Origin of the sequence: Enterococcus sp. DIV1368b, from assembly GCF_050529595.1 — a bacterium.
GTDB lineage: Bacteria > Bacillota > Bacilli > Lactobacillales > Enterococcaceae > Enterococcus_B > Enterococcus_B mundtii.
Genome location: NZ_CP172883.1, coordinates 1,026,609 through 1,046,754 on the forward strand (window position 1 = coordinate 1,026,609; position 20,146 = coordinate 1,046,754).

The window sequence follows — 20,146 nt, forward strand, 5'->3', positions numbered from 1 at the left end:
AAATAGTATTCCATGATAAAATGATTATAGATTTTAAATTAACTATTGGTATAATAATGGAGTTTAGAAGCCTAGGAGAGAAAGGACAAAATTGAATGAGTAATATTCTAATCATTGAAGATGAGAAAAACTTAGCCCGATTTGTCGAGTTAGAATTAAAACATGAAGGGTATAATGCTGAAGTACATTACAATGGACGAACAGGTCTGGATGCTGCTTTGAATAATGAGTGGGATGCAATTTTATTAGACTTGATGTTACCTGAATTGAACGGACTTGAAGTTTGTCGTCGCGTACGCCAAGCAAAAAATACACCAATCATCATGATGACTGCGAGAGATTCTGTCATTGATAGAGTTTCTGGTTTAGATCATGGTGCAGATGATTACATCGTCAAACCATTTGCAATCGAAGAATTGTTAGCGCGTCTACGTGCTTTATTGCGCCGCATCGACATCGAAGGAGATAAAAATGTGGCAAAACAAACGACGATCACTTATCGCGACTTAACGATCGAAAAAGAAAATAGAGTCGTACGTCGTGGCAATGAAGTCATTGAATTAACGAAGCGTGAATATGAACTATTACTTACTTTGATGGAAAATGTCAACGTGGTACTTGCACGGGATGTTTTATTAAACAAAGTATGGGGCTACGAAACCGAAGTGGAAACAAACGTAGTGGATGTGTATATTCGTTATCTCCGTAATAAAATCGATGTTCCTGGTGAAGAAAGCTATATTCAAACAGTACGTGGAACTGGTTACGTGATGCGCTCGTGAGCAATTACAATCAAACCGAAAAAAGAGAACTTAAAGGTCCATCCTTGACGATCAAGTGGGCCTTTGCAAGTTCTTTCTTCATATTTGTCGTCTTTACGATTTTTGCAGTGATCACCTATAAATCATCGATCAATCTAATCGTAGCTAAGGAAAGAGCAAATGTCGAACATACCATTTCTGAAGCGGCTTCTCGTTTATCAAATTCAGATGAGGAGTTGACATTGATCAATGCCTATCGAAACTTAACGAACGCTGACCAAACCGGCGGCACTGGAGATGATACCGCGGTCATTGAAGGGAACTTGATGAAAATCGACTCCTTTATTTCTGAACTTGGTCAAGCATCGATGGATCTGTATGTTTATGATCTGGATGAAAAATTGATTTTTAAAACACACGAAAAAAGTCGTTCATTGATTCAAACGACCAGGAAGATCCCAACGATCGTTACTCTAGACGGGAAAACTGGCTTTTTATCGATCCAACCTATTTATTCTAAACAAACAAGAGAAAAAATCGGCTATACTCAAACATTTTATGAACTTTCATCTTTCTATGATATAAGAAATAATCTTTTATTGACTTTGATCGTGCTAGAAATCGTCTCCTTGATACTAAGTAGTATCTTAGGTTTCTTCCTATCTTCCTACTTCTTAAAACCGTTAAAAGTATTACGAGATACGATGGATACGATCCGTAAAGATCCACAATCAGATATTCATATGCCAGAGATTGATACAGATGATGAGTTAGCAGACCTTGCTGAGATCTTCAATGAAATGCTAGATCGTATGCGTCTGTATATCGAACAACAAGAACAATTTGTGGAAGATGTATCACATGAATTAAGAACACCTGTAGCAATTATTGAAGGGCATCTTAGCTTATTGAATCGTTGGGGGAAAGATGATCCCGAAATTTTAGAAGAATCCCTAACTGCAAGTATGCAAGAAATCAGTCGGATGAAAAGCTTAGTACAAGAAATGTTAGATCTATCACGTGCAGAGCAAGTAGATGTTTATTATGCCAACGAAACGACGAATGCAAAAGAAGTGACTTACCAAGTATTCAATAATTTTAAATTACTTTATCCTGATTATGTTATTACACTGGATGATGACTTAGCTAAAGAAGTAACACTACAAATTTTTAGAAATCATTTTGAACAATTGATTATCATCATTTTAGATAATGCAGTAAAGTATTCAACGACAAGAAAAGAAGTCCATATCTCGATTTCATCCACGCTTAGTGAATTTGAGATCGCGATCCAAGATTTTGGTGAGGGAATACCTGAAGAGGACTTGAAGAAAATATTTAATCGTTTTTATCGTGTAGATAAAGCAAGAGCACGAACAAAAGGTGGAAATGGCTTAGGATTGTCGATTGCCAAACAACTTGTAGAAAGCTATAAAGGCAGAATATTAGCAGAGAGCGTAGTGGGGCAAGGGACGATTTTTAGAATTTTTGTACCAATTGTACGAACAGAAGACAAGTAAAGTGATGACTTTGCTTGTTTTTTTTTATGTATTTATCGATAAGCTTCACTAGGTCATTGATTTCTAAGAAGTTCTTACGTAGCCCTTCCCCTAAAAAGAGACGAACTATAATTGTAAAATACTAGAATAATACAATTAAATAACATCAAAAAACTGTTGATTTTTAAACATCTTATACGAATATTCGGCTTTGAAAATAATCGTTGAAAAAAGCATTTTTTCTATTGCAATTTTTTTAAGTCCTTGATATATTATTATTTGTTCTGACAAAGCAGTAAGAAACGTCATGATAAATTGTTGAATTTAAATGTTGACGAGGTTTTAATGCTATGTTATAATAACGAAGTCGTTAAAAAACAAGGTGGTAAAAACCTTAATATACCAACAAAAAAGTTGTTGACAAATAACAAGCAAGATGGTATATTAATGAAGTCGCTAAGAAATAACGACAAACAACTTTCTAAGTTAAGAAAGAAAAACTTGTTGACAACTTCTTAAAGAAATGTTAAGATATAAAAGTTGTTAAATAAGAAAGAATAGACCTTTGAAAACTGAACAAAGTAAGACAAACCAAATGTGTAGGGCGTCTTGATTCAATTCAAGACAACAAACATTTTTAACAAGCAAGCAATATGCTAGCAAACAATTGAGCTTAGCAATCGAAAGATTGTTCTAACTTTTATTTATGAGAGTTTGATCCTGGCTCAGGACGAACGCTGGCGGCGTGCCTAATACATGCAAGTCGAACGCTTCTTTTCCCACCGGAGCTTGCTCCACCGGGAAAAGAGGAGTGGCGAACGGGTGAGTAACACGTGGGTAACCTGCCCATCAGAAGGGGATAACACTTGGAAACAGGTGCTAATACCGTATAACAATCGAAACCGCATGGTTTCGTTTTGAAAGGCGCTTTACGGTGCCGCTGATGGATGGACCCGCGGTGCATTAGCTAGTTGGTGAGGTAACGGCTCACCAAGGCCACGATGCATAGCCGACCTGAGAGGGTGATCGGCCACATTGGGACTGAGACACGGCCCAAACTCCTACGGGAGGCAGCAGTAGGGAATCTTCGGCAATGGACGAAAGTCTGACCGAGCAACGCCGCGTGAGTGAAGAAGGTTTTCGGATCGTAAAACTCTGTTGTTAGAGAAGAACAAGGGTGAGAGTAACTGTTCACCCCTTGACGGTATCTAACCAGAAAGCCACGGCTAACTACGTGCCAGCAGCCGCGGTAATACGTAGGTGGCAAGCGTTGTCCGGATTTATTGGGCGTAAAGCGAGCGCAGGCGGTTTCTTAAGTCTGATGTGAAAGCCCCCGGCTCAACCGGGGAGGGTCATTGGAAACTGGGAGACTTGAGTGCAGAAGAGGAGAGTGGAATTCCATGTGTAGCGGTGAAATGCGTAGATATATGGAGGAACACCAGTGGCGAAGGCGGCTCTCTGGTCTGTAACTGACGCTGAGGCTCGAAAGCGTGGGGAGCAAACAGGATTAGATACCCTGGTAGTCCACGCCGTAAACGATGAGTGCTAAGTGTTGGAGGGTTTCCGCCCTTCAGTGCTGCAGCTAACGCATTAAGCACTCCGCCTGGGGAGTACGACCGCAAGGTTGAAACTCAAAGGAATTGACGGGGGCCCGCACAAGCGGTGGAGCATGTGGTTTAATTCGAAGCAACGCGAAGAACCTTACCAGGTCTTGACATCCTTTGACCACTCTAGAGATAGAGCTTCCCCTTCGGGGGCAAAGTGACAGGTGGTGCATGGTTGTCGTCAGCTCGTGTCGTGAGATGTTGGGTTAAGTCCCGCAACGAGCGCAACCCTTATTGTTAGTTGCCATCATTTAGTTGGGCACTCTAGCAAGACTGCCGGTGACAAACCGGAGGAAGGTGGGGATGACGTCAAATCATCATGCCCCTTATGACCTGGGCTACACACGTGCTACAATGGGAAGTACAACGAGTCGCGAAGTCGCGAGGCTAAGCTAATCTCTTAAAGCTTCTCTCAGTTCGGATTGTAGGCTGCAACTCGCCTACATGAAGCCGGAATCGCTAGTAATCGCGGATCAGCACGCCGCGGTGAATACGTTCCCGGGCCTTGTACACACCGCCCGTCACACCACGAGAGTTTGTAACACCCGAAGTCGGTGAGGTAACCTTTTTGGAGCCAGCCGCCTAAGGTGGGATAGATGATTGGGGTGAAGTCGTAACAAGGTAGCCGTATCGGAAGGTGCGGCTGGATCACCTCCTTTCTAAGGAATATTACGGAGACTACACACGTTTGTCGATACTTTGTTCAGTTTTGAGAGGTCTACTCTCAAAATTTTGTTCATTGAAAACTGGATATTGAAGTAAAAATGTAAGTAATACAAACCGAGAACACCGCGTTGAATGAGTTTTTTAATAAGTTCAATTGCTTATTTTTCTTGATTGGACTTCTATCGCTAGAAGAAAGATCAAAACCCAACCGCAAGGTTGATAAGGTTAAGTGAATAAGGGCGCACGGTGGATGCCTTGGCACTAGGAGCCGATGAAGGACGGGACTAACACCGATATGCTTTGGGGAGCTGTACGTAAGCTATGATCCAGAGATTTCCGAATGGGGGAACCCAGCATCTTTTATAGGATGTTACGTATACGTGAATACATAGCGTATACGAGGTAGACGCAGAGAACTGAAACATCTAAGTACCTGCAGGAAGAGAAAGAAAATTCGATTCCCTGAGTAGCGGCGAGCGAAACGGGAAAAGCCCAAACCAATGAGCTTGCTCATTGGGGTTGTAGGACTCCGATATGGTAGTTCTTTCAGATAGTCGAATGACTTGGAAAAGTCAGTCAAAGAGGGTGAAAGCCCCGTAGATGAAATTTGGAAGGCACCTAGGAGGATCCTGAGTACGGCGGAACACGAGGAATTCCGTCGGAATCCGGGAGGACCATCTCCCAAGGCTAAATACTCCCTAGTGACCGATAGTGAACCAGTACCGTGAGGGAAAGGTGAAAAGCACCCCGGAAGGGGAGTGAAATAGAACCTGAAACCGTGTGCCTACAACAAGTCAAAGCCCGTTAATGGGTGATGGCGTGCCTTTTGTAGAATGAACCGGCGAGTTACGATTGCATGCGAGGTTAAGTTGAAGAGACGGAGCCGCAGCGAAAGCGAGTCTGAATAGGGCGTTTGAGTATGTAGTCGTAGACCCGAAACCATGTGATCTACCCATGTCCAGGTTGAAGGTGCGGTAAAACGCACTGGAGGACCGAACCCACGTACGTTGAAAAGTGCGGGGATGAGGTGTGGGTAGCGGAGAAATTCCAAACGAACTTGGAGATAGCTGGTTCTCTCCGAAATAGCTTTAGGGCTAGCCTCGGAATTGAGAATGATGGAGGTAGAGCACTGTTTGGACTAGGGGCCCATCTCGGGTTACCGAATTCAGATAAACTCCGAATGCCATTCATTCATATCCGGGAGTCAGACTGTGAGTGATAAGATCCATAGTCGAAAGGGAAACAGCCCAGACCACCAGCTAAGGTCCCAAAATATATGTTAAGTGGAAAAGGATGTGGGGTTGCACAGACAACTAGGATGTTGGCTTAGAAGCAGCCACCATTTAAAGAGTGCGTAATAGCTCACTAGTCGAGTGACCCTGCGCCGAAAATGTACCGGGGCTAAACATATTACCGAAGCTGTGGAGTACACCTTTAGGTGTATTGGTAGGAGAGCGTTCTAAGGGCGTTGAAGGTAGATCGTGAGGACTGCTGGAGCGCTTAGAAGTGAGAATGCCGGTATGAGTAGCGAAAGACAGGTGAGAATCCTGTCCACCGAATGACTAAGGTTTCCTGGGGAAGGCTCGTCCGCCCAGGGTTAGTCGGGACCTAAGCCGAGGCCGACAGGCGTAGGCGATGGACAACAGGTTGATATTCCTGTACTCGTTGTTTTTGTTTGAGCAATGGAGGGACGCAGGAGGCTAAGGAATGCAGACGATCGGAAATGTCTGTCCAAGCAGTAAGTCTTGATAGGAGTCAAATGCTTCTAACTTTAAGGACAAGCTGTGATGGGGAGGGAAATAATAGTACCGAAGTTCCTGACGTCACACTGCCGAGAAAAGCTTCTAGTGAGAAAACAACGACCCGTACCGCAAACCGACACAGGTAGTCGAGGAGAGAATCCTAAGGTGAGCGAGAGAACTCTCGTTAAGGAACTCGGCAAAATGACCCCGTAACTTCGGGAGAAGGGGTGCTGATCGTCAGATCAGCCGCAGTGAATAGGCCCAAGCGACTGTTTATCAAAAACACAGGTCTCTGCAAAATCGTAAGATGAAGTATAGGGGCTGACGCCTGCCCGGTGCTGGAAGGTTAAGAGGAGTGCTTAGCGTAAGCGAAGGTACGAATTGAAGCCCCAGTAAACGGCGGCCGTAACTATAACGGTCCTAAGGTAGCGAAATTCCTTGTCGGGTAAGTTCCGACCCGCACGAAAGGCGTAACGATTTGGGCACTGTCTCAACGAGAGACTCGGTGAAATTTTAGTACCTGTGAAGATGCAGGTTACCCGCGACAGGACGGAAAGACCCCATGGAGCTTTACTGTAGTTTGATATTGAGTGTCTGTACCGCATGTACAGGATAGGTAGGAGCCGTAGAAGTCGGAACGCTAGTTTCGATGGAGGCGCTGGTGGGATACTACCCCTGCGTTATGGCCACTCTAACCCGCACCACTTATCGTGGTGGGAGACAGTGTCAGATGGGCAGTTTGACTGGGGCGGTCGCCTCCTAAAGAGTAACGGAGGCGCCCAAAGGTTCCCTCAGAATGGTTGGAAATCATTCGAAGAGTGTAAAGGCAGAAGGGAGCTTGACTGCGAGACCTACAAGTCGAGCAGGGACGAAAGTCGGGCTTAGTGATCCGGTGGTTCCGCATGGAAGGGCCATCGCTCAACGGATAAAAGCTACCCTGGGGATAACAGGCTTATCTCCCCCAAGAGTCCACATCGACGGGGAGGTTTGGCACCTCGATGTCGGCTCGTCGCATCCTGGGGCTGTAGTCGGTCCCAAGGGTTGGGCTGTTCGCCCATTAAAGCGGCACGCGAGCTGGGTTCAGAACGTCGTGAGACAGTTCGGTCCCTATCCGTCGCGGGCGTTGGAAATTTGAGAGGAGCTGTCCTTAGTACGAGAGGACCGGGATGGACTTACCGCTGGTGTACCAGTTGTTCTGCCAAGGGCATTGCTGGGTAGCTATGTAGGGAAGGGATAAACGCTGAAAGCATCTAAGTGTGAAGCCCACCTCAAGATGAGATTTCCCATTTCTTTAAGAAAGTAAGATCCCTGAGAGATGATCAGGTAGATAGGTCAGGAGTGGAAGTACAGTGATGTATGGAGCGGACTGATACTAATCGATCGAGGACTTAACCAAAATAAAATGAAAAAACTCGGAGAGTTTCTTACTGATACTTCAAATCCAGTTTTGAGTGAACAAGATTTACTCAAATATAGATAACACCAAGTGTGGTGGCGATGGCGAGAAGGATACACCTGTAACCATGCCGAACACAGAAGTTAAGCTTCTTAGCGCCGATTGTAGTGAGGGGTTGCCCCTTGTGAGAGTAGGACGCCGCCACGCTGGTATTATTATTCCGGCATAGCTCAGTTGGTAGTAGCGCATGACTGTTAATCATGATGTCGTAGGTTCGAGTCCTACTGCCGGAGTTCTCATTTATGAGAAGAGTAATGAGCTTCTTTCACTCTGGAGAGTTGTCCGAGAGGCCGAAGGAGCATGATTGGAAATCATGTAGATGGTGCAAACTGTCTCAAGGGTTCGAATCCCTTACTCTCCGTAATTGATGTTTTACTGGCCCGTTGGTCAAGCGGTTAAGACACCGCCCTTTCACGGCGGTAACACGGGTTCGAATCCCGTACGGGTCATTTAATTGGATACATTGGAGGTTTAGCTCAGCTGGGAGAGCATCTGCCTTACAAGCAGAGGGTCAGCGGTTCGATCCCGTTAACCTCCATAATGATTTGGTTCCGTGGTGTAGGGGTTAACATGCCTGCCTGTCACGCAGGAGATCGCGGGTTCGATTCCCGTCGGGACCGTCATTTCTATTCAATTAAAAAATTAAATAATATATTCTTTATGGCGCGGTAGCTCAGTTGGTAGAGCAACGGATTGAAGCTCCGTGTGTCGGCAGTTCGATTCTGTCCCGCGCCACCATGGAGGAGTAGCGAAGTGGCTAAACGCGACGGACTGTAAATCCGTTCCTTAGGGTTCAGTGGTTCGAATCCACTCTCCTCCATTTTATAGGGGCATAGTTTAAAGGTAGAACAGCGGTCTCCAAAACCGTTAGTGTGGGTTCAATTCCTGCTGCCCCTGCCATGGCGGATGTGGCGAAGTGGTTAACGCATCGGATTGTGGCTCCGACATTCGTGGGTTCGATTCCCATCATTCGCCTTTTTTCATTGGGGTATAGCCAAGCGGTAAGGCAAGGGACTTTGACTCCCTCATGCGTTGGTTCGAATCCAGCTACCCCAGTCCTATAAATATTAATTTATAGCTTAAAATAGTATAATGGCGGTATAGCCAAGTGGTAAGGCAGAGGTCTGCAAAACCTTCATCACCGGTTCAAATCCGGTTACCGCCTTAGTACTAATTACATTGCCGGCGTGGCGGAATTGGCAGACGCGCTGGACTCAAAATCCAGTGCCCGTTGAGGGCGTGCCGGTTCGACCCCGGCCGCCGGTATTAACTAAGATGACCACATCTTAGTTTTTTATTCGGAAATTAAATAACAAATTATTTTATTATGGCGGATGTGGCGAAGTGGTTAACGCATCGGATTGTGGCTCCGACACTCGTGGGTTCGATTCCCATCATTCGCCCTTTATTATTGGGGTATAGCCAAGCGGTAAGGCAAGGGACTTTGACTCCCTCATGCGTTGGTTCGAATCCAGCTACCCCAGTTTTTATCTATTTATTTGCCGGCGTGGCGGAATTGGCAGACGCGCTGGACTCAAAATCCAGTGATCTCACGATCGTGCCGGTTCGACCCCGGCCGCCGGTATTTTGGCATTAACGTAGTCTATACGTTGGTGCTTTTTTCTTTGTTTGACGTTGTCGGCATTGAGACATATATACGAACGGATAATATAGGCCAGGAAAAATACCCATTGAATTATTTGAAATCTCAAAATAATTTAATGGGTATTTTTTATAAATAAATATCCAAGTGATTAAAAATAGCCTGTATAGTTTGTTGTGGAAGTGGCTGAATTTAAATGGGTGATTCTATCCATTAGAAGTGTCCAATCCTCTTGTGTAGGAATATTAGGCAAACGGTGAATCGGACATGGGAAATCTTCGTTCACATGTAGATCATAGTTGCAGATGATCAAGTTGGCTTGATGATCATTGATTTCTTTTTTTGTCACTGGTTGTTCAATCAAAAATTTGACTGAGATTTGTCGCAAGAAGAGTAATTCTGCTTCTTGAATAATATAATCGTCCATCGAGGGGCAACTTTGTAGTGCTACGATGACCCTCAGAGGTTGTTGTGACTTGATCCTTAAAATCGTTGCATGGAACGTGGTTAGGCTAGCTGCTAAGTGATCAAGATGTGTGAACTCAAACATCGGATGGATTTTTAATCGCTCTAAATGCTGAAGCCAAAGGTGAAAAAGCTCTGGGTATTTTTCTTTCATTAAATCAATCAAAGCTACAGAAGTCATTTCATATGACGGGCTCATCTTTGAGAGTAATCTTGTATTGATCAAGAAGGCTTCGATTTTGTCTAAAGCACCATTATCCAGCATCTGTTTTGGAAAAACCTGTAATAAAAAACGTTGGACTGCATCGACCACCACTGCATCTTCTTGACAACGGAAGGCGTAGGTTCGTTCTTCATCTAATCCTTGCCCATTTGAATAAGAAACACAATGTAAAAAAACGAGATACAGCCATAGTGATTCTGATTCAGGAATCGTTAGCTTGAAGAGTGAAGAATAATAGGAGGCAATCAGAGGTTCAATCAGTTGGTAGCCTCGATTTTTTTTGACTAAATCAATGGTGCTAGTGTTAAAGTGACAAAAGTTTTTAGACTGCCCTCTAACTTTAGCAATCGATAACCAAAGCGAAAAACGAAAATGGCTAAAATGCAGGAAAGTTATCCCACTTTTTCGACCATGAGCGATAATTGATTGCGCGTGTTGATTGCTATCAGAATCGATGATTTGACTATCACCAAAGCTTGAATAAAAAGAAAAGAGTAAAAAACGAATATCTTCTTCTTTGCCAATAAAAGTGAGCGGGCCGGTTGCTATCGATATGCGATACTCTTTCAGTACTTCATTCATATGACGAATGATATTGAAAATTGAACTACGAGAGATCATCAAGTGGTCTGATAATTGTTCTGTACTATACGTTTTGTTATGAAGCAATAGGTCCATCATCCGATAAATGGTTGTATCTTTAGCTAGTATAGTAATGACTGAATCGACAGAGATTTCTTGAGGATCTATTTGTAAGAATCCTTGTTCATTGTAAGTAATCTGAAAGTCAATCGTAGGTAAGGAATGATTGATAATATCGATATCTTTTCGTAAAGTTGGTTTTGATGTTCCTAACTTTTGTGATAGATCACTAAGGGTTAAATTTTTACTTTGGTGCGTACGTATAAACTGTAGTAAGTTATACTGTCGTTTGAATTGATTATCTAATTGTAATGTCATAGGTAAATTATTCATGAGAGGAACCTTTCTTTAAGACAAATATAGAATTTGAAAATAAGTACACTTTAGAAGATGAAAATATAGTTATTACTAATAGTGTATTAGTTATTTAAAATTTAATCAATCTTTTTATCATTATTTTCACATTTTTATTTAACTGTTGTCTATGAGCGATGATTCAATTGGCTCTTTTATATATTATCTTTGATAATGCTTATTTTTGAGCGATTAAACTCATTTGTAAATTAGATGAAATATTATTTTAAATAGATAAATCGTTATGTTGAATCTCATTTTAATTAAATTTAATAATGAATGTAATTGATTTTATGTAATTTTAGTTAGTGATAAGAAGTTATTTATTTGTTTAATCTAATCTTATTTTAAATAAAACCTTATTTTATGAATGCAAATATGTAGTGAGATATTCAGTTGGTAAGACTGAGTTTTAGTAGTAGCAAGTTTCATTCTGAATTTATTAGAAATGGAAATAGTATTTCTAACTAAATAACGAAAATTAAATTACTAAATATTTAGTAAAATAAATCGTTTTCTTTTCTTGCCAGTCACGTTATAATAGATAAAAATGATCACTAGGGGGTAGTGAAATGGCGAAGTTAACATTAGCGATTTATGATAAAGAAGGAGTTCCAAGAAAAAGTTTTCAAGGAGAAGAAGAAATAGAAAAAGATTTAGTTGTGACAGCAGAAAATTTTGTGCATTTGTCTATGAGAAAATTTGAGTACCAAGAAGGAGATCAAATCGTTGTCGAAATGGATGAGTCTGGGAGGTACTTATGGGTCAAACTAGATGAAACTTTAGAAAGTTCACTGATCTATCTACCGGGAAATAAATGGACCTATGAAGTTTCATTTCATTCCAATCGTATCAAAGCCAGACCGGAGACTCGTTTTTCTGGGGGACGTCATTATATGAGTGTTCGTTGTGCTTCTGAAGAGGAAGTGAAGATGTATCGTAATTTAGCATTGAATCCGCATGATCAAAAAGAAGAAACCTGTGCGTATCCACATGCGAGTGCAAATGTGGAAACGAGGAATGATGCCACTTTCTTTGCGTGTAATGCGATCGATGGCGTATACGCGAATCATTCTCATGGTTCATACCCATTTCAATCTTGGGGCATCAATCAGCAAGCTGATGCAGCTTTGACGATTGATTTTGGTCGAGAAGTTCAATTGGATAAAGTTGGCTTTACATGGCGAGCAGATTTTCCCCATGATAGTTACTGGACGAACGTGACGATTCAGTTTGATGATGGAACAAGTGAAACGTTTTCGACCGAAAAAACAGCTCAACCACAATATTTTTCATTTAGTGCAAGAAAGACCAAAGCTATTCGCTTTTGTGATCTTATTCAAGCGAATGACCCGTCGCCGTTTCCTGCATTGACGCAAATTGAACTGTGGGGCATGAATGACCAGCCGATGAAAGGATAAGCAATGAAAAAATACTTTTTGATGCAACTGTTGGAAGCCAAAAAAGAGTATCTTACGAATAAAGTAGTTTCTGAGTTGCCAGTATCGGGATATAGAGAGTTTTTGACGACTGGAGAGCGATTGGTTTTTGAGAAGGCTTACTTTGCAAGACGTAAACATGCTACTGTCTTGGCGTTGTCCTTATTGCAAAAAAAAGAAGCCAAAGTAGTTGAAGGGTTAGAACAAGTTTTATGGGAGATCTGCAATGAGTATAGTTGGAGTTTACCAGCTCATTTACCAATTGAAGCGAATCACTTTCGTGTGGATGCACCGACATGGATCGATTTATTTGCAGCTGAGACAGGACAAATGTTAGCAGAGATAGTCAAGCTGTTTGAGAAAGAATTATCTGAGCTCTTGACGTTTCGAATCCGGTCGGAAATCGATCGACGACTCTTCGTTCCTTTTGTAACAAACACATGGCCGTTTGAATCATTTGAAAACAATTGGAGTGCGGTTGTAGGTGGTTCGATTGGTATGGCTGCCTTGGATATACAAGAAAAAGGCGATGAATTACAAGCGGAGATATTGAGGAAGGTAGATCGTTGTATGGCCTCTTATTTACGAAGTTTTGGTATGGATGGCGCATGTGAGGAAGGCGTCAGCTATTGGGCATACGGATTTGGTTATTATATTTATTTTGCAGAAAAGTACCAACAAGTTTATGATGATGACCGCTATCTGTTGGGTGATAAAGTGAAAAAAATCGCGGCTTTCCCTAATGATGTGATGCTCGCTGAAACAGAGGCTATACCGTTTTCCGACTACCACCCAGCGGATTTACCAAGTGGATTATTGAGTTTCTGTCAGGAAAGGTTTCATGTCGCCATTCCCGAAGTTGAGAGAATCAATGATTTAGATTTTGATCATTGTTATCGTTTTGCCCCTTTATTACGTAATTTACTCTGGTCAAACCAGCATATTTTGAATGATCAAAACGAAATCATTCATTATTTTGAGGATGTGGCATGGGGCGTTCTTAGATCTCCGAAAGAAAATCTGGTGTTTGCAGCAAAGGGAGGACGAAATGATGAAAGCCATAATCATATAGATATTGGTCATTTCGTATTTGGTACGAGAGAAGACTTATTTCTTACCGATCTTGGGGCGGGAGAATATACAAAAGATTACTTTGGTGAAAAAACACGTTATCTTTTCTTAGTGAACAGCGCGCTTGGGCATAGCATACCTATCGTTGCGAACAGTTACCAATTACCTGGAGCTGTTTCAGCGGAAGATACGAGTTTTCAATCAACGAGAACTGGTGGAGTCTTCAAGACCGAATTGGCTTCCACGTATCCTTCGCAGATAGGACTACGCCAGATGGATCGGACAATAGAAGTGGATCGTTCGAAACGACAACTTGTTTTGAGTGATGCATTTACATTCGAAAAAGAAAATCAGTTAGTTATTGAAAATTTTATAACGACAAATCCAGTGGAAGTTATAGGAAAAACGGTATGTATCACAGGAGAAAAAGAAAAGTGTGAGATGTATTTTTCAAAACCTGTGCAGTTGATCAGAGAAAGTTATTTCGATCACTATGGCCAAAAAAATGAAGCTACGCTGATCCAAGCGACTTATCAGTTGCTGAAAGAAGAAACAATCCAGATCGAGATTGTGATCAAAAGTAAATGAGGACACGTGATTATCAGCGATAAGCGTGCGCCTTGTTTAATGGAATAAGGTAGTGACACACACATCCTCGCAAGGGAATAAATGGTGTTTCAGAAGCAATTCCTTCGTAAATAAGCTAGAAAACCCCAAAGTTTTAAAAATTCGGGTTTTCTAGCTTATTTATCGGAAGTTCATCTATCAATCATGAGTTCTTTTTATTTGGTGGGGTAGTTGAGCCACGGACGATTAATTCTGTATCTAATAGGATTCGTTTCGCAATACCCGGGGAGTGGATACGTTCGTGTAAAAGATTGATGCCTGTTTCGCCCATTTCCTCTGTATAAGCTCTGACCGTTGAAAGGGGTGGCGTGATGTAGCGAGAAATTGATAAATCATTGATACCCATCACGCTGATCTGTTTAGGTACTTGGATCTGATGAGCATTCAATGTATGGATGATACCGATAGCAAAAGCATCATTTGCGGCTAAAATGGCAGTCGGTAGATCGTCTTGCCATTGTGCTAAGGCTTTTTCTGTCAGTGATTCACTCGTTTTGACGTCAAGAGAACTATTTTCTTTTACGAAAAAATATTTTTCGTCGAATAGCTGATGATGTTTCATCATATCGATATACGTATTAGTCGTTGGTGTTTTGTAGGTTCGATACCCGTAGAGATTGGCACTTTCTTCTGCACCGATATAGGCAATCTTTTTATGTCCTAAATCTAAGAGATGAGTAAGTGCGACTTCAGTGGCTTGACCAAAATCAGTATTGACACAGTCATAATCGTGAAAAGGAAAATTTGATCCGACGACGCATAGATTTGGCGCAGTAGTATTTAATTCATCAATTTTTTCTTGCGTGAATTTACCGATTGCTAAGATGCCATCGACTGCTTGGATTTGATGTTGTTCGTTTTGGGAAAAGTTAATGACGTGATAGCCAAGTTCTACTGCACGTTTTTCGGCAGCTAAACGAATGGACATGTAATAAATATCTTCCAGTTCTTCGTCACTCGTGCGCCAAGTAATCAAACCAAGGACACCTTTTTTTTTCAACAGTTCATTTGCTGAGTGGGAATTGCCATTTTTTTTTGCCTTCTTTTTATATTTAGTGTAGTTCAGCTTTTCAGCAATTTCGAAAACTTTACGTTTGGTTTCTTCTGTTGCTGAGAGTGTATCATCATAATTTAAAACGCGTGAAACAGTAGAAATCGATACGCCTGCTTCCTTTGCGATGTCGGTGATCGTCGCCATAAGCTACCTCCGGATAATAGACTTTATTAATTATAGTATAGGTAATTTCAGTAAAAAGGCAAGTAAAAATATTTATTTTTTTACCAAAAAAATGTTGACTTTTTACTAATTTTAGGTAAAATTTAGTAAAAGAAAACGATTTCATTAGGAGGGGAGACAAATCAAACGATTTCTCTTCGGATTACAATTTATTTTTATCGTTAGTTTTTGTACAGGATGTCAAACAAATAGCCGACAACAAGAGAAGGCTTTTGAGAATCAAATCAAAGAAGAAATCCAGCAAAAGGCGCATGTTTTTACTGAAAAAGAATATCAGTCAGCAGAGGTCCCGTTGCATCAGTGGGTAAAAATCGAAGGAAAAATTATACGATCAGATGCTCAAGAACAAATAGAAAAAGGCGATCGCTTTATTCTGAGAAGTGGTTCAAGTGATTACCAAGTATTCAATGAACAAGCAACAACAATCAATGTGGGCGATGAAGTGATCGTTTACGGAGAATATTATGGTTTTATCAAAGGATTTTTAATTGAAAGGAAGAATATACATGCAACAATTTCGTACAAAAAAACAATGGCAAGAAAATTTTCGCCAGTTAATGGCACCGTTACGTCCTTATTACAAAAATCAACCGGGTAAATTAAAACTAGGAACACATGGGACCGTCTATTCAGAGGCAACAAGAGAAGTTGAAGCATTTTTACGTCCACTCTGGGGAGTTGGTCCTTATCTGGTCGACGAAGATGGTGCTGAATTAGCATCTGATTATCTGAAAGGAATCATTGCAGGGACTGATCCACAGAGTGATGAGTATTGGGGGACAGTAACAGACTATGATCAGTTGATTGTCGAGATGGCTTCAATAAGTACGACGCTCCTTTTGAATCCTGAAAAAATCTGGGGACGTTTAACTTCGAGGGAACAGACGAACCTGGCAGAGTGGTTATTCACAGTGAATTCGCGTAAAATCCCTAAAAATAATTGGTATTTTTTCCGTATATTGGTGAATATCGCATTGAAAAAATGTGGCAAATCCTACTCACAGCAACAAATCGATCAAGATTTTGAAGTGATCGAGCATTTTTACAATGACGATGGTTGGTATTTTGATGGGGCAGATACGCAATATGATTACTACGTCTCATTTGCAATCCACTATTACAGCTTAGTATATGCCCATTTTATGGCAGAGGAAGATCCAGTCCGCACAAAACGGATCAAAGAGCGGGCCGTTCTTTTTGCTCAAACATTTAAATATTGGTTTGATGCGAATGGCGAAGCATTACCTTTTGGACGTAGCTTGACATACCGCTTTGCCCAAGCGAGCTTTTTCAGTGCCTTGGTGTTCGCGGATGTGGAAGCACTCCCTTGGGGTGAAATCAAAGGATTGCTTAGTCGTCATTTAGAAAACTGGATGGATAAAGAGATTTTCTCGACAGATGGGCTTCTAACTGTTGGATATCATTATCAAAATCTAGTGTTTGGGGAAGGGTATAACGGACCGGGTTCTCCCTATTGGGCAATGAAGAGTTTTCTCTTATTAGCTGTACCTGATGATCATCCGTATTGGCAAGCAGAAATATGTCCACTACAAATTGAAGAAAAGACACTAGCAATGCCGGAAAGTAAAAATTTTTACCAATATAATCAGTCATTAACGCATCTTCAAGCTTTCCCAGCTGGGCAGTTTGTCAATCAGCAAAGCTTCCCACATGCCAAATATAGTAAATTCGTCTATTCGACACGCTTCGGTTTCAGTGTCCCAAAATCTGATTATTGGTATTACGAAGGTGCCTACGACAGTACGTTAGCTTTGGCAAAAGATGGTCATTATTTCCGTCCGAAAGGGTTAGACCTAGATTTTTCTGTTCTACCTGATCGTATCATCCATGAATGGTCTCCGTGGGAAGACGTCAAAATCCATTCCACGATCGTTCCACTGGAAAACTGTCACGTCAGAGTCCATGAAATTGAAACAACAGATGCTATACATGCGTATGACGGAGGTTTTAGTGTCCCTCTCGAACAGACTTTGCCAAAAGCAGAGGCGTTAAGTATCGAAGCAAAAACAAGTATCGGAATTTCAAAGATCGAGGGCATCATCGGGTATGAAAAAGCGGATGTTGTGCGAACGGAACCAAATACGAATCTCTTTTACCCACGTACGATGTTACCTTTTGTCTCAGCTGAGATCTCCTCAGGCAAACACTTGCTTGTGTCCCTTGTTTCAGGGACTTTACCTGATGAAACAGTGATCCAGCCAGTTATTGAGCAAAAAGGACAAAAATTACTGATCCAACAAAAGAATCAAACGATCGAACTAACGATTAGATAATGGAGGTAGGAATGACACAATTTGATTGGTTGACACATGAAATTGATTTTGTAACTAATAAAGTCAAAAAAAATCTGACACTTTTTCAAGATACCGTACCACCTGCTGCGAGCGTAGACCTTGTCTACGTTCCAGAGGAAAACACGGATTGGACAGCTAGTTTTTGGATAGGGATGCTCTTCCTAGTAAAAGAACTGACGAATGACCAAGCGGTTGATGCAACGATCGAAAAACAATTGGCATCTTTTCGCCAACGCCTTGAAAATGACATTGCGCTTGAAACACATGATATCGGTTTTTTGTACACACTCTCAGCAGTCGCTGATTATCAAGTGAACCGGCGGGAATCTTCAAAAAAATTAGCAATTCAAGCAGCGGATCGGCTGATGAAGCGTTATGACGATAATACGCAGATCATTCAAGCTTGGGGAGATTTAGAGGATGAGCACCAACGTGGGCGTATGATCATCGATTGTTTGATGAACTTACCACTTCTGTATTTTGCATCTAATATGACGGGAGAGAGTAGTTATAAAGAAGCTGCCTATGCCCATGCCAAACAAACACAACGTTACATCGTTCGTGATAATTTTACGACATACCATACGTATTATTTTGATCCGAAAACTGGCAAAGCAATCGGTGGGAAGACACAACAAGGGTTTTCAGATGATTCTTGTTGGGCGCGTGGGCAAGCATGGGGAATCTATGGTTTTACACTGAGTTATAATCATACAGGTGATTACACGTTTTTAGAAACAGCAAAAAAACTAGCTGACTATTTCATCGACTGCTTACCAGAAGACACTATCTGTTATTGGGATTTAGTATTTCATGATGGCAGTGGTGAAGAAAGAGACACGTCCGCTGCGGCAATCGCGGTGTGTGGTTTATTGGAACTGGCGAAGCAACTGCCATTAAGCGATCCGAAAAAAGAATATTATCAAACTGTTGCTATCGCAATTATGAAAACGTTATCAACTAATTATACAAGTGTGGATTCGCCACAATCGAACGGCTTATTGCTTGAAGGTGTTTATGACAAAAAATCAAATAAAGGAGTGAAGGAGTGCATGATCTGGGGGGATTACTACTATGTAGAAGCCCTGATAAGACTGAAAAAAGTTTGGTACAGTTACTGGTAAAAAACTAAGATGAAAGAAATGGAGGGAATTGGAATATGAAGTTTTGGAAAAAAAGTTTAGTTGCTGGATTACTTGTTAGTGGAGGGCTATGGTTGGGGGCATGCGGAAATGAAAACCAAGCACAAGATCAAACGGATGGAATGGTGTTGACGGTCAGTACGTGGAATTATGATACTACGCCAGAATTTGACAAACTTTTTCGGGCATTTGAAAAGGAAAATCCAGGGGTAACGGTGAAACCAGTCGATATTGCTTCAGATGATTATGATACGAAATTGACCACGATGTTAGCCAGCGGAGATTCGACAGACGTGTTGACGATGAAAAATCTCTTGTCTTATTCAAATTATGCATTAAGAGATCAATTGGTGGATCTATCTTCACATATCAACGACTTAGACACGGCTCCTGCTGTAGAGACCTATGAGATGTATGACATTGATGGGAAAACGTATGCACAACCTTATCGTACCGATTTTTGGGTACTTTATTATAACAAAAAGTTATTTGATGAAGCAGGGTTACCTTATCCAGATAATTTGACTTGGGAAGAATACGAAGACTTGGCGAAAAAACTTTCAAAACCAGAAGAGCAAGTATACGGTGCTTACCAACATACTTGGCGCTCGACTGTCCAAGCGATTGCTGCTGCGCAAAATAATAAAAATCTGGTCGAGCCAGATTATGGATTTTTAGGTGCGTACTATGACCGTGTATTGCGGATGCAAGAAGACCAAGCACAGATGGACTTTGGTACAGCTAAATCAACGAATGTGACCTATCAATCTCAATTTGAAAACTCCAAGGCAGCCATGATGTACATGGGTTCTTGGTACATGGGCGCATTATTGACAAATATTGATGCTGGAACAACAGATGTGGAGTGGGGGATTTCTCAAATGCCACAAAATGAAAAAGGAAAGGAAATCCAAACATTTGGGTCACCAACAGCCTTTGCGATCAATAAGAACTCGAAACAACAAGAACTAGCGCAAAAGTTCCTTGATTTTTGTTCGGGTGAAGCGGGAGCTAAAGTGTTAGCAGAAGTAGGTGTAGTACCTTCTTATCGCACAGATGCGATCAATGAGTTGTACTTTAGCCGTAAGGGAATGCCAAATGACGAAGTCTCACAAACAGCTTTCACGCCAGAGAAGATCGCCATTGAGTTTCCAGTGGATGAAAACGGACCAGCTATCGATAAGATTTTACAAGAAGAACATGAACTGATTTTAGTAGGAGACGAAACACCAAAAGAAGCAGTTGGTAATATGGAAAAACGAGTAAAACAAGAAAGTGAATAAAAAGGTGTGAGACGATT

The 20,146-nt window shown here is 41.5% G+C and carries 10 protein-coding genes, 15 tRNA genes and 3 rRNA genes; 26 read left to right on the forward strand and 2 right to left on the reverse strand.

Annotated elements, in window-relative coordinates:
* Positions 1 to 95 precede the first annotated feature (95 nt).
* From IGJ19_RS04825 to IGJ19_RS04920, 20 genes are all read left to right on the forward strand, one after another.
* Positions 96 to 782, forward strand: coding sequence for a response regulator transcription factor (locus IGJ19_RS04825; RefSeq protein ID WP_010735834.1), 687 nt, complete (start codon positions 96 to 98; stop codon positions 780 to 782).
* Positions 779 to 2,281 carry a HAMP domain-containing sensor histidine kinase gene (locus tag IGJ19_RS04830; RefSeq protein WP_071866070.1) on the forward strand — a complete coding sequence of 501 codons (1,503 nt, stop codon included), beginning with the start codon at positions 779 to 781 and terminating at the stop codon, positions 2,279 to 2,281. The genes IGJ19_RS04825 and IGJ19_RS04830 overlap by 4 nt, the downstream gene beginning before the upstream one ends.
* Positions 2,282 to 2,962: 681 nt before the next feature.
* Positions 2,963 to 4,523 (forward strand): 16S ribosomal RNA (locus IGJ19_RS04835).
* A 230-nt stretch (positions 4,524 to 4,753) separates the two neighbouring features.
* A 23S ribosomal RNA gene (locus tag IGJ19_RS04840) occupies positions 4,754 to 7,668 on the forward strand.
* 91 nt (positions 7,669 to 7,759) lie between these two features.
* Positions 7,760 to 7,875 (forward strand): 5S ribosomal RNA (rrf, locus tag IGJ19_RS04845).
* The 16S, 23S and 5S rRNA genes sit together here with 15 tRNA genes alongside, the layout of an rRNA operon.
* A 12-nt stretch (positions 7,876 to 7,887) precedes the next feature.
* Positions 7,888 to 7,961 (forward strand) — tRNA-Asn (locus IGJ19_RS04850).
* A gap of 39 nt (positions 7,962 to 8,000) precedes the next feature.
* Positions 8,001 to 8,089: transfer RNA gene (locus IGJ19_RS04855), tRNA-Ser, on the forward strand.
* Positions 8,090 to 8,105: 16 nt separating this feature from the next.
* Positions 8,106 to 8,177, forward strand: a tRNA-Glu gene (locus IGJ19_RS04860).
* Positions 8,178 to 8,193: 16 nt separating this feature from the next.
* Positions 8,194 to 8,266 (forward strand) — tRNA-Val (locus tag IGJ19_RS04865).
* Positions 8,267 to 8,275: 9 nt separating this feature from the next.
* Positions 8,276 to 8,348, forward strand: a tRNA-Asp gene (locus tag IGJ19_RS04870).
* Positions 8,349 to 8,390: 42 nt separating this feature from the next.
* Positions 8,391 to 8,466 (forward strand) — tRNA-Phe (locus IGJ19_RS04875).
* Between the two features lies 1 nt (position 8,467).
* Positions 8,468 to 8,548: transfer RNA gene (locus IGJ19_RS04880), tRNA-Tyr, on the forward strand.
* A 6-nt stretch (positions 8,549 to 8,554) separates the two neighbouring features.
* A tRNA-Trp gene (locus IGJ19_RS04885) sits at positions 8,555 to 8,628 on the forward strand.
* 2 nt (positions 8,629 to 8,630) lie between these two features.
* A tRNA-His gene (locus tag IGJ19_RS04890) sits at positions 8,631 to 8,703 on the forward strand.
* 9 nt (positions 8,704 to 8,712) lie between these two features.
* Positions 8,713 to 8,784 (forward strand) — tRNA-Gln (locus IGJ19_RS04895).
* Positions 8,785 to 8,822: 38 nt separating this feature from the next.
* Positions 8,823 to 8,893 (forward strand) — tRNA-Cys (locus IGJ19_RS04900).
* A gap of 16 nt (positions 8,894 to 8,909) precedes the next feature.
* Positions 8,910 to 8,994: transfer RNA gene (locus tag IGJ19_RS04905), tRNA-Leu, on the forward strand.
* 64 nt (positions 8,995 to 9,058) lie between these two features.
* Positions 9,059 to 9,131: transfer RNA gene (locus tag IGJ19_RS04910), tRNA-His, on the forward strand.
* A 9-nt stretch (positions 9,132 to 9,140) separates the two neighbouring features.
* Positions 9,141 to 9,212: transfer RNA gene (locus tag IGJ19_RS04915), tRNA-Gln, on the forward strand.
* Between the two features lie 17 nt (positions 9,213 to 9,229).
* Positions 9,230 to 9,313: transfer RNA gene (locus tag IGJ19_RS04920), tRNA-Leu, on the forward strand.
* Positions 9,314 to 9,482: 169 nt separating this feature from the next.
* On the opposite strand, the gene IGJ19_RS04925 is transcribed toward IGJ19_RS04920, so the two are convergent.
* Entirely contained in the window at positions 9,483 to 10,994 is a 1,512-nt protein-coding gene (locus IGJ19_RS04925) for a helix-turn-helix domain-containing protein (RefSeq protein WP_430604448.1), read from the reverse strand.
* Between the two features lie 593 nt (positions 10,995 to 11,587).
* On the opposite strand from IGJ19_RS04925, the gene IGJ19_RS04930 reads away from it, so the two are divergent.
* Positions 11,588 to 12,436, forward strand: coding sequence for a discoidin domain-containing protein (locus tag IGJ19_RS04930; RefSeq protein WP_430604449.1), 849 nt, complete (start codon positions 11,588 to 11,590; stop codon positions 12,434 to 12,436).
* 3 nt (positions 12,437 to 12,439) lie between these two features.
* Positions 12,440 to 14,113 carry a hypothetical protein gene (locus IGJ19_RS04935; protein WP_430604450.1) on the forward strand — a complete coding sequence of 558 codons (1,674 nt, stop codon included), beginning with the start codon at positions 12,440 to 12,442 and terminating at the stop codon, positions 14,111 to 14,113.
* Between the two features lie 181 nt (positions 14,114 to 14,294).
* On the opposite strand, the gene IGJ19_RS04940 is transcribed toward IGJ19_RS04935, so the two are convergent.
* On the reverse strand, positions 14,295 to 15,350 hold the full coding sequence (locus IGJ19_RS04940; RefSeq protein ID WP_066025597.1) for a LacI family DNA-binding transcriptional regulator: 1,056 nt from the start codon (positions 15,348 to 15,350) through the stop codon (positions 14,295 to 14,297).
* A 331-nt stretch (positions 15,351 to 15,681) separates the two neighbouring features.
* Between IGJ19_RS04940 and IGJ19_RS04945 the strand changes: the two genes are divergently transcribed.
* Genes IGJ19_RS04945 through IGJ19_RS04960 form a run of 4 tightly spaced genes read left to right on the forward strand, consistent with a single transcriptional unit; the run spans position 15,682 to position 20,129 of the window.
* Complete coding sequence (locus IGJ19_RS04945) at positions 15,682 to 15,987, forward strand: hypothetical protein (RefSeq protein ID WP_260697412.1); 306 nt, start codon at positions 15,682 to 15,684, stop codon at positions 15,985 to 15,987.
* Positions 15,896 to 17,683 (forward strand): DUF2264 domain-containing protein, encoded by a 1,788-nt coding sequence (locus IGJ19_RS04950; protein WP_430604451.1) that lies wholly within the window; start codon positions 15,896 to 15,898, stop codon positions 17,681 to 17,683. Before IGJ19_RS04945 ends, IGJ19_RS04950 begins: the two co-directional genes overlap by 92 nt.
* 11 nt (positions 17,684 to 17,694) lie before the next feature.
* The gene (locus IGJ19_RS04955) at positions 17,695 to 18,828 is read left to right on the forward strand and encodes a glycoside hydrolase family 88 protein (protein ID WP_430604452.1); all 1,134 of its coding nucleotides are present in this window, start codon (positions 17,695 to 17,697) and stop codon (positions 18,826 to 18,828) included.
* Positions 18,829 to 18,863: 35 nt separating this feature from the next.
* A complete protein-coding gene (locus tag IGJ19_RS04960) occupies positions 18,864 to 20,129 on the forward strand; it encodes an ABC transporter substrate-binding protein (RefSeq protein ID WP_074801828.1) in 1,266 nt (421 codons plus the stop codon).
* The last annotated feature ends 17 nt before the right edge of the window (positions 20,130 to 20,146 follow it).

Bases quoted from the DNA above. Each gene is read 5' to 3' on its own strand.
- IGJ19_RS04925 (WP_430604448.1), bottom strand. From the start codon at position 10,994: ATGAATAATTTACCTATGACATTACAATTAGATAATCAATTCAAACGA.
- IGJ19_RS04960 (WP_074801828.1), top strand. From the start codon at position 18,864: ATGAAGTTTTGGAAAAAAAGTTTAGTTGCTGGATTACTTGTTAGTGGA.
- IGJ19_RS04935 (WP_430604450.1), top strand. From the start codon at position 12,440: ATGAAAAAATACTTTTTGATGCAACTGTTGGAAGCCAAAAAAGAGTAT.
- IGJ19_RS04930 (WP_430604449.1), top strand. From the start codon at position 11,588: ATGGCGAAGTTAACATTAGCGATTTATGATAAAGAAGGAGTTCCAAGA.
- IGJ19_RS04825 (WP_010735834.1), top strand. From the start codon at position 96: ATGAGTAATATTCTAATCATTGAAGATGAGAAAAACTTAGCCCGATTT.
- IGJ19_RS04955 (WP_430604452.1), top strand. From the start codon at position 17,695: ATGACACAATTTGATTGGTTGACACATGAAATTGATTTTGTAACTAAT.
- IGJ19_RS04940 (WP_066025597.1), bottom strand. From the start codon at position 15,350: ATGGCGACGATCACCGACATCGCAAAGGAAGCAGGCGTATCGATTTCT.
- IGJ19_RS04950 (WP_430604451.1), top strand. From the start codon at position 15,896: ATGCAACAATTTCGTACAAAAAAACAATGGCAAGAAAATTTTCGCCAG.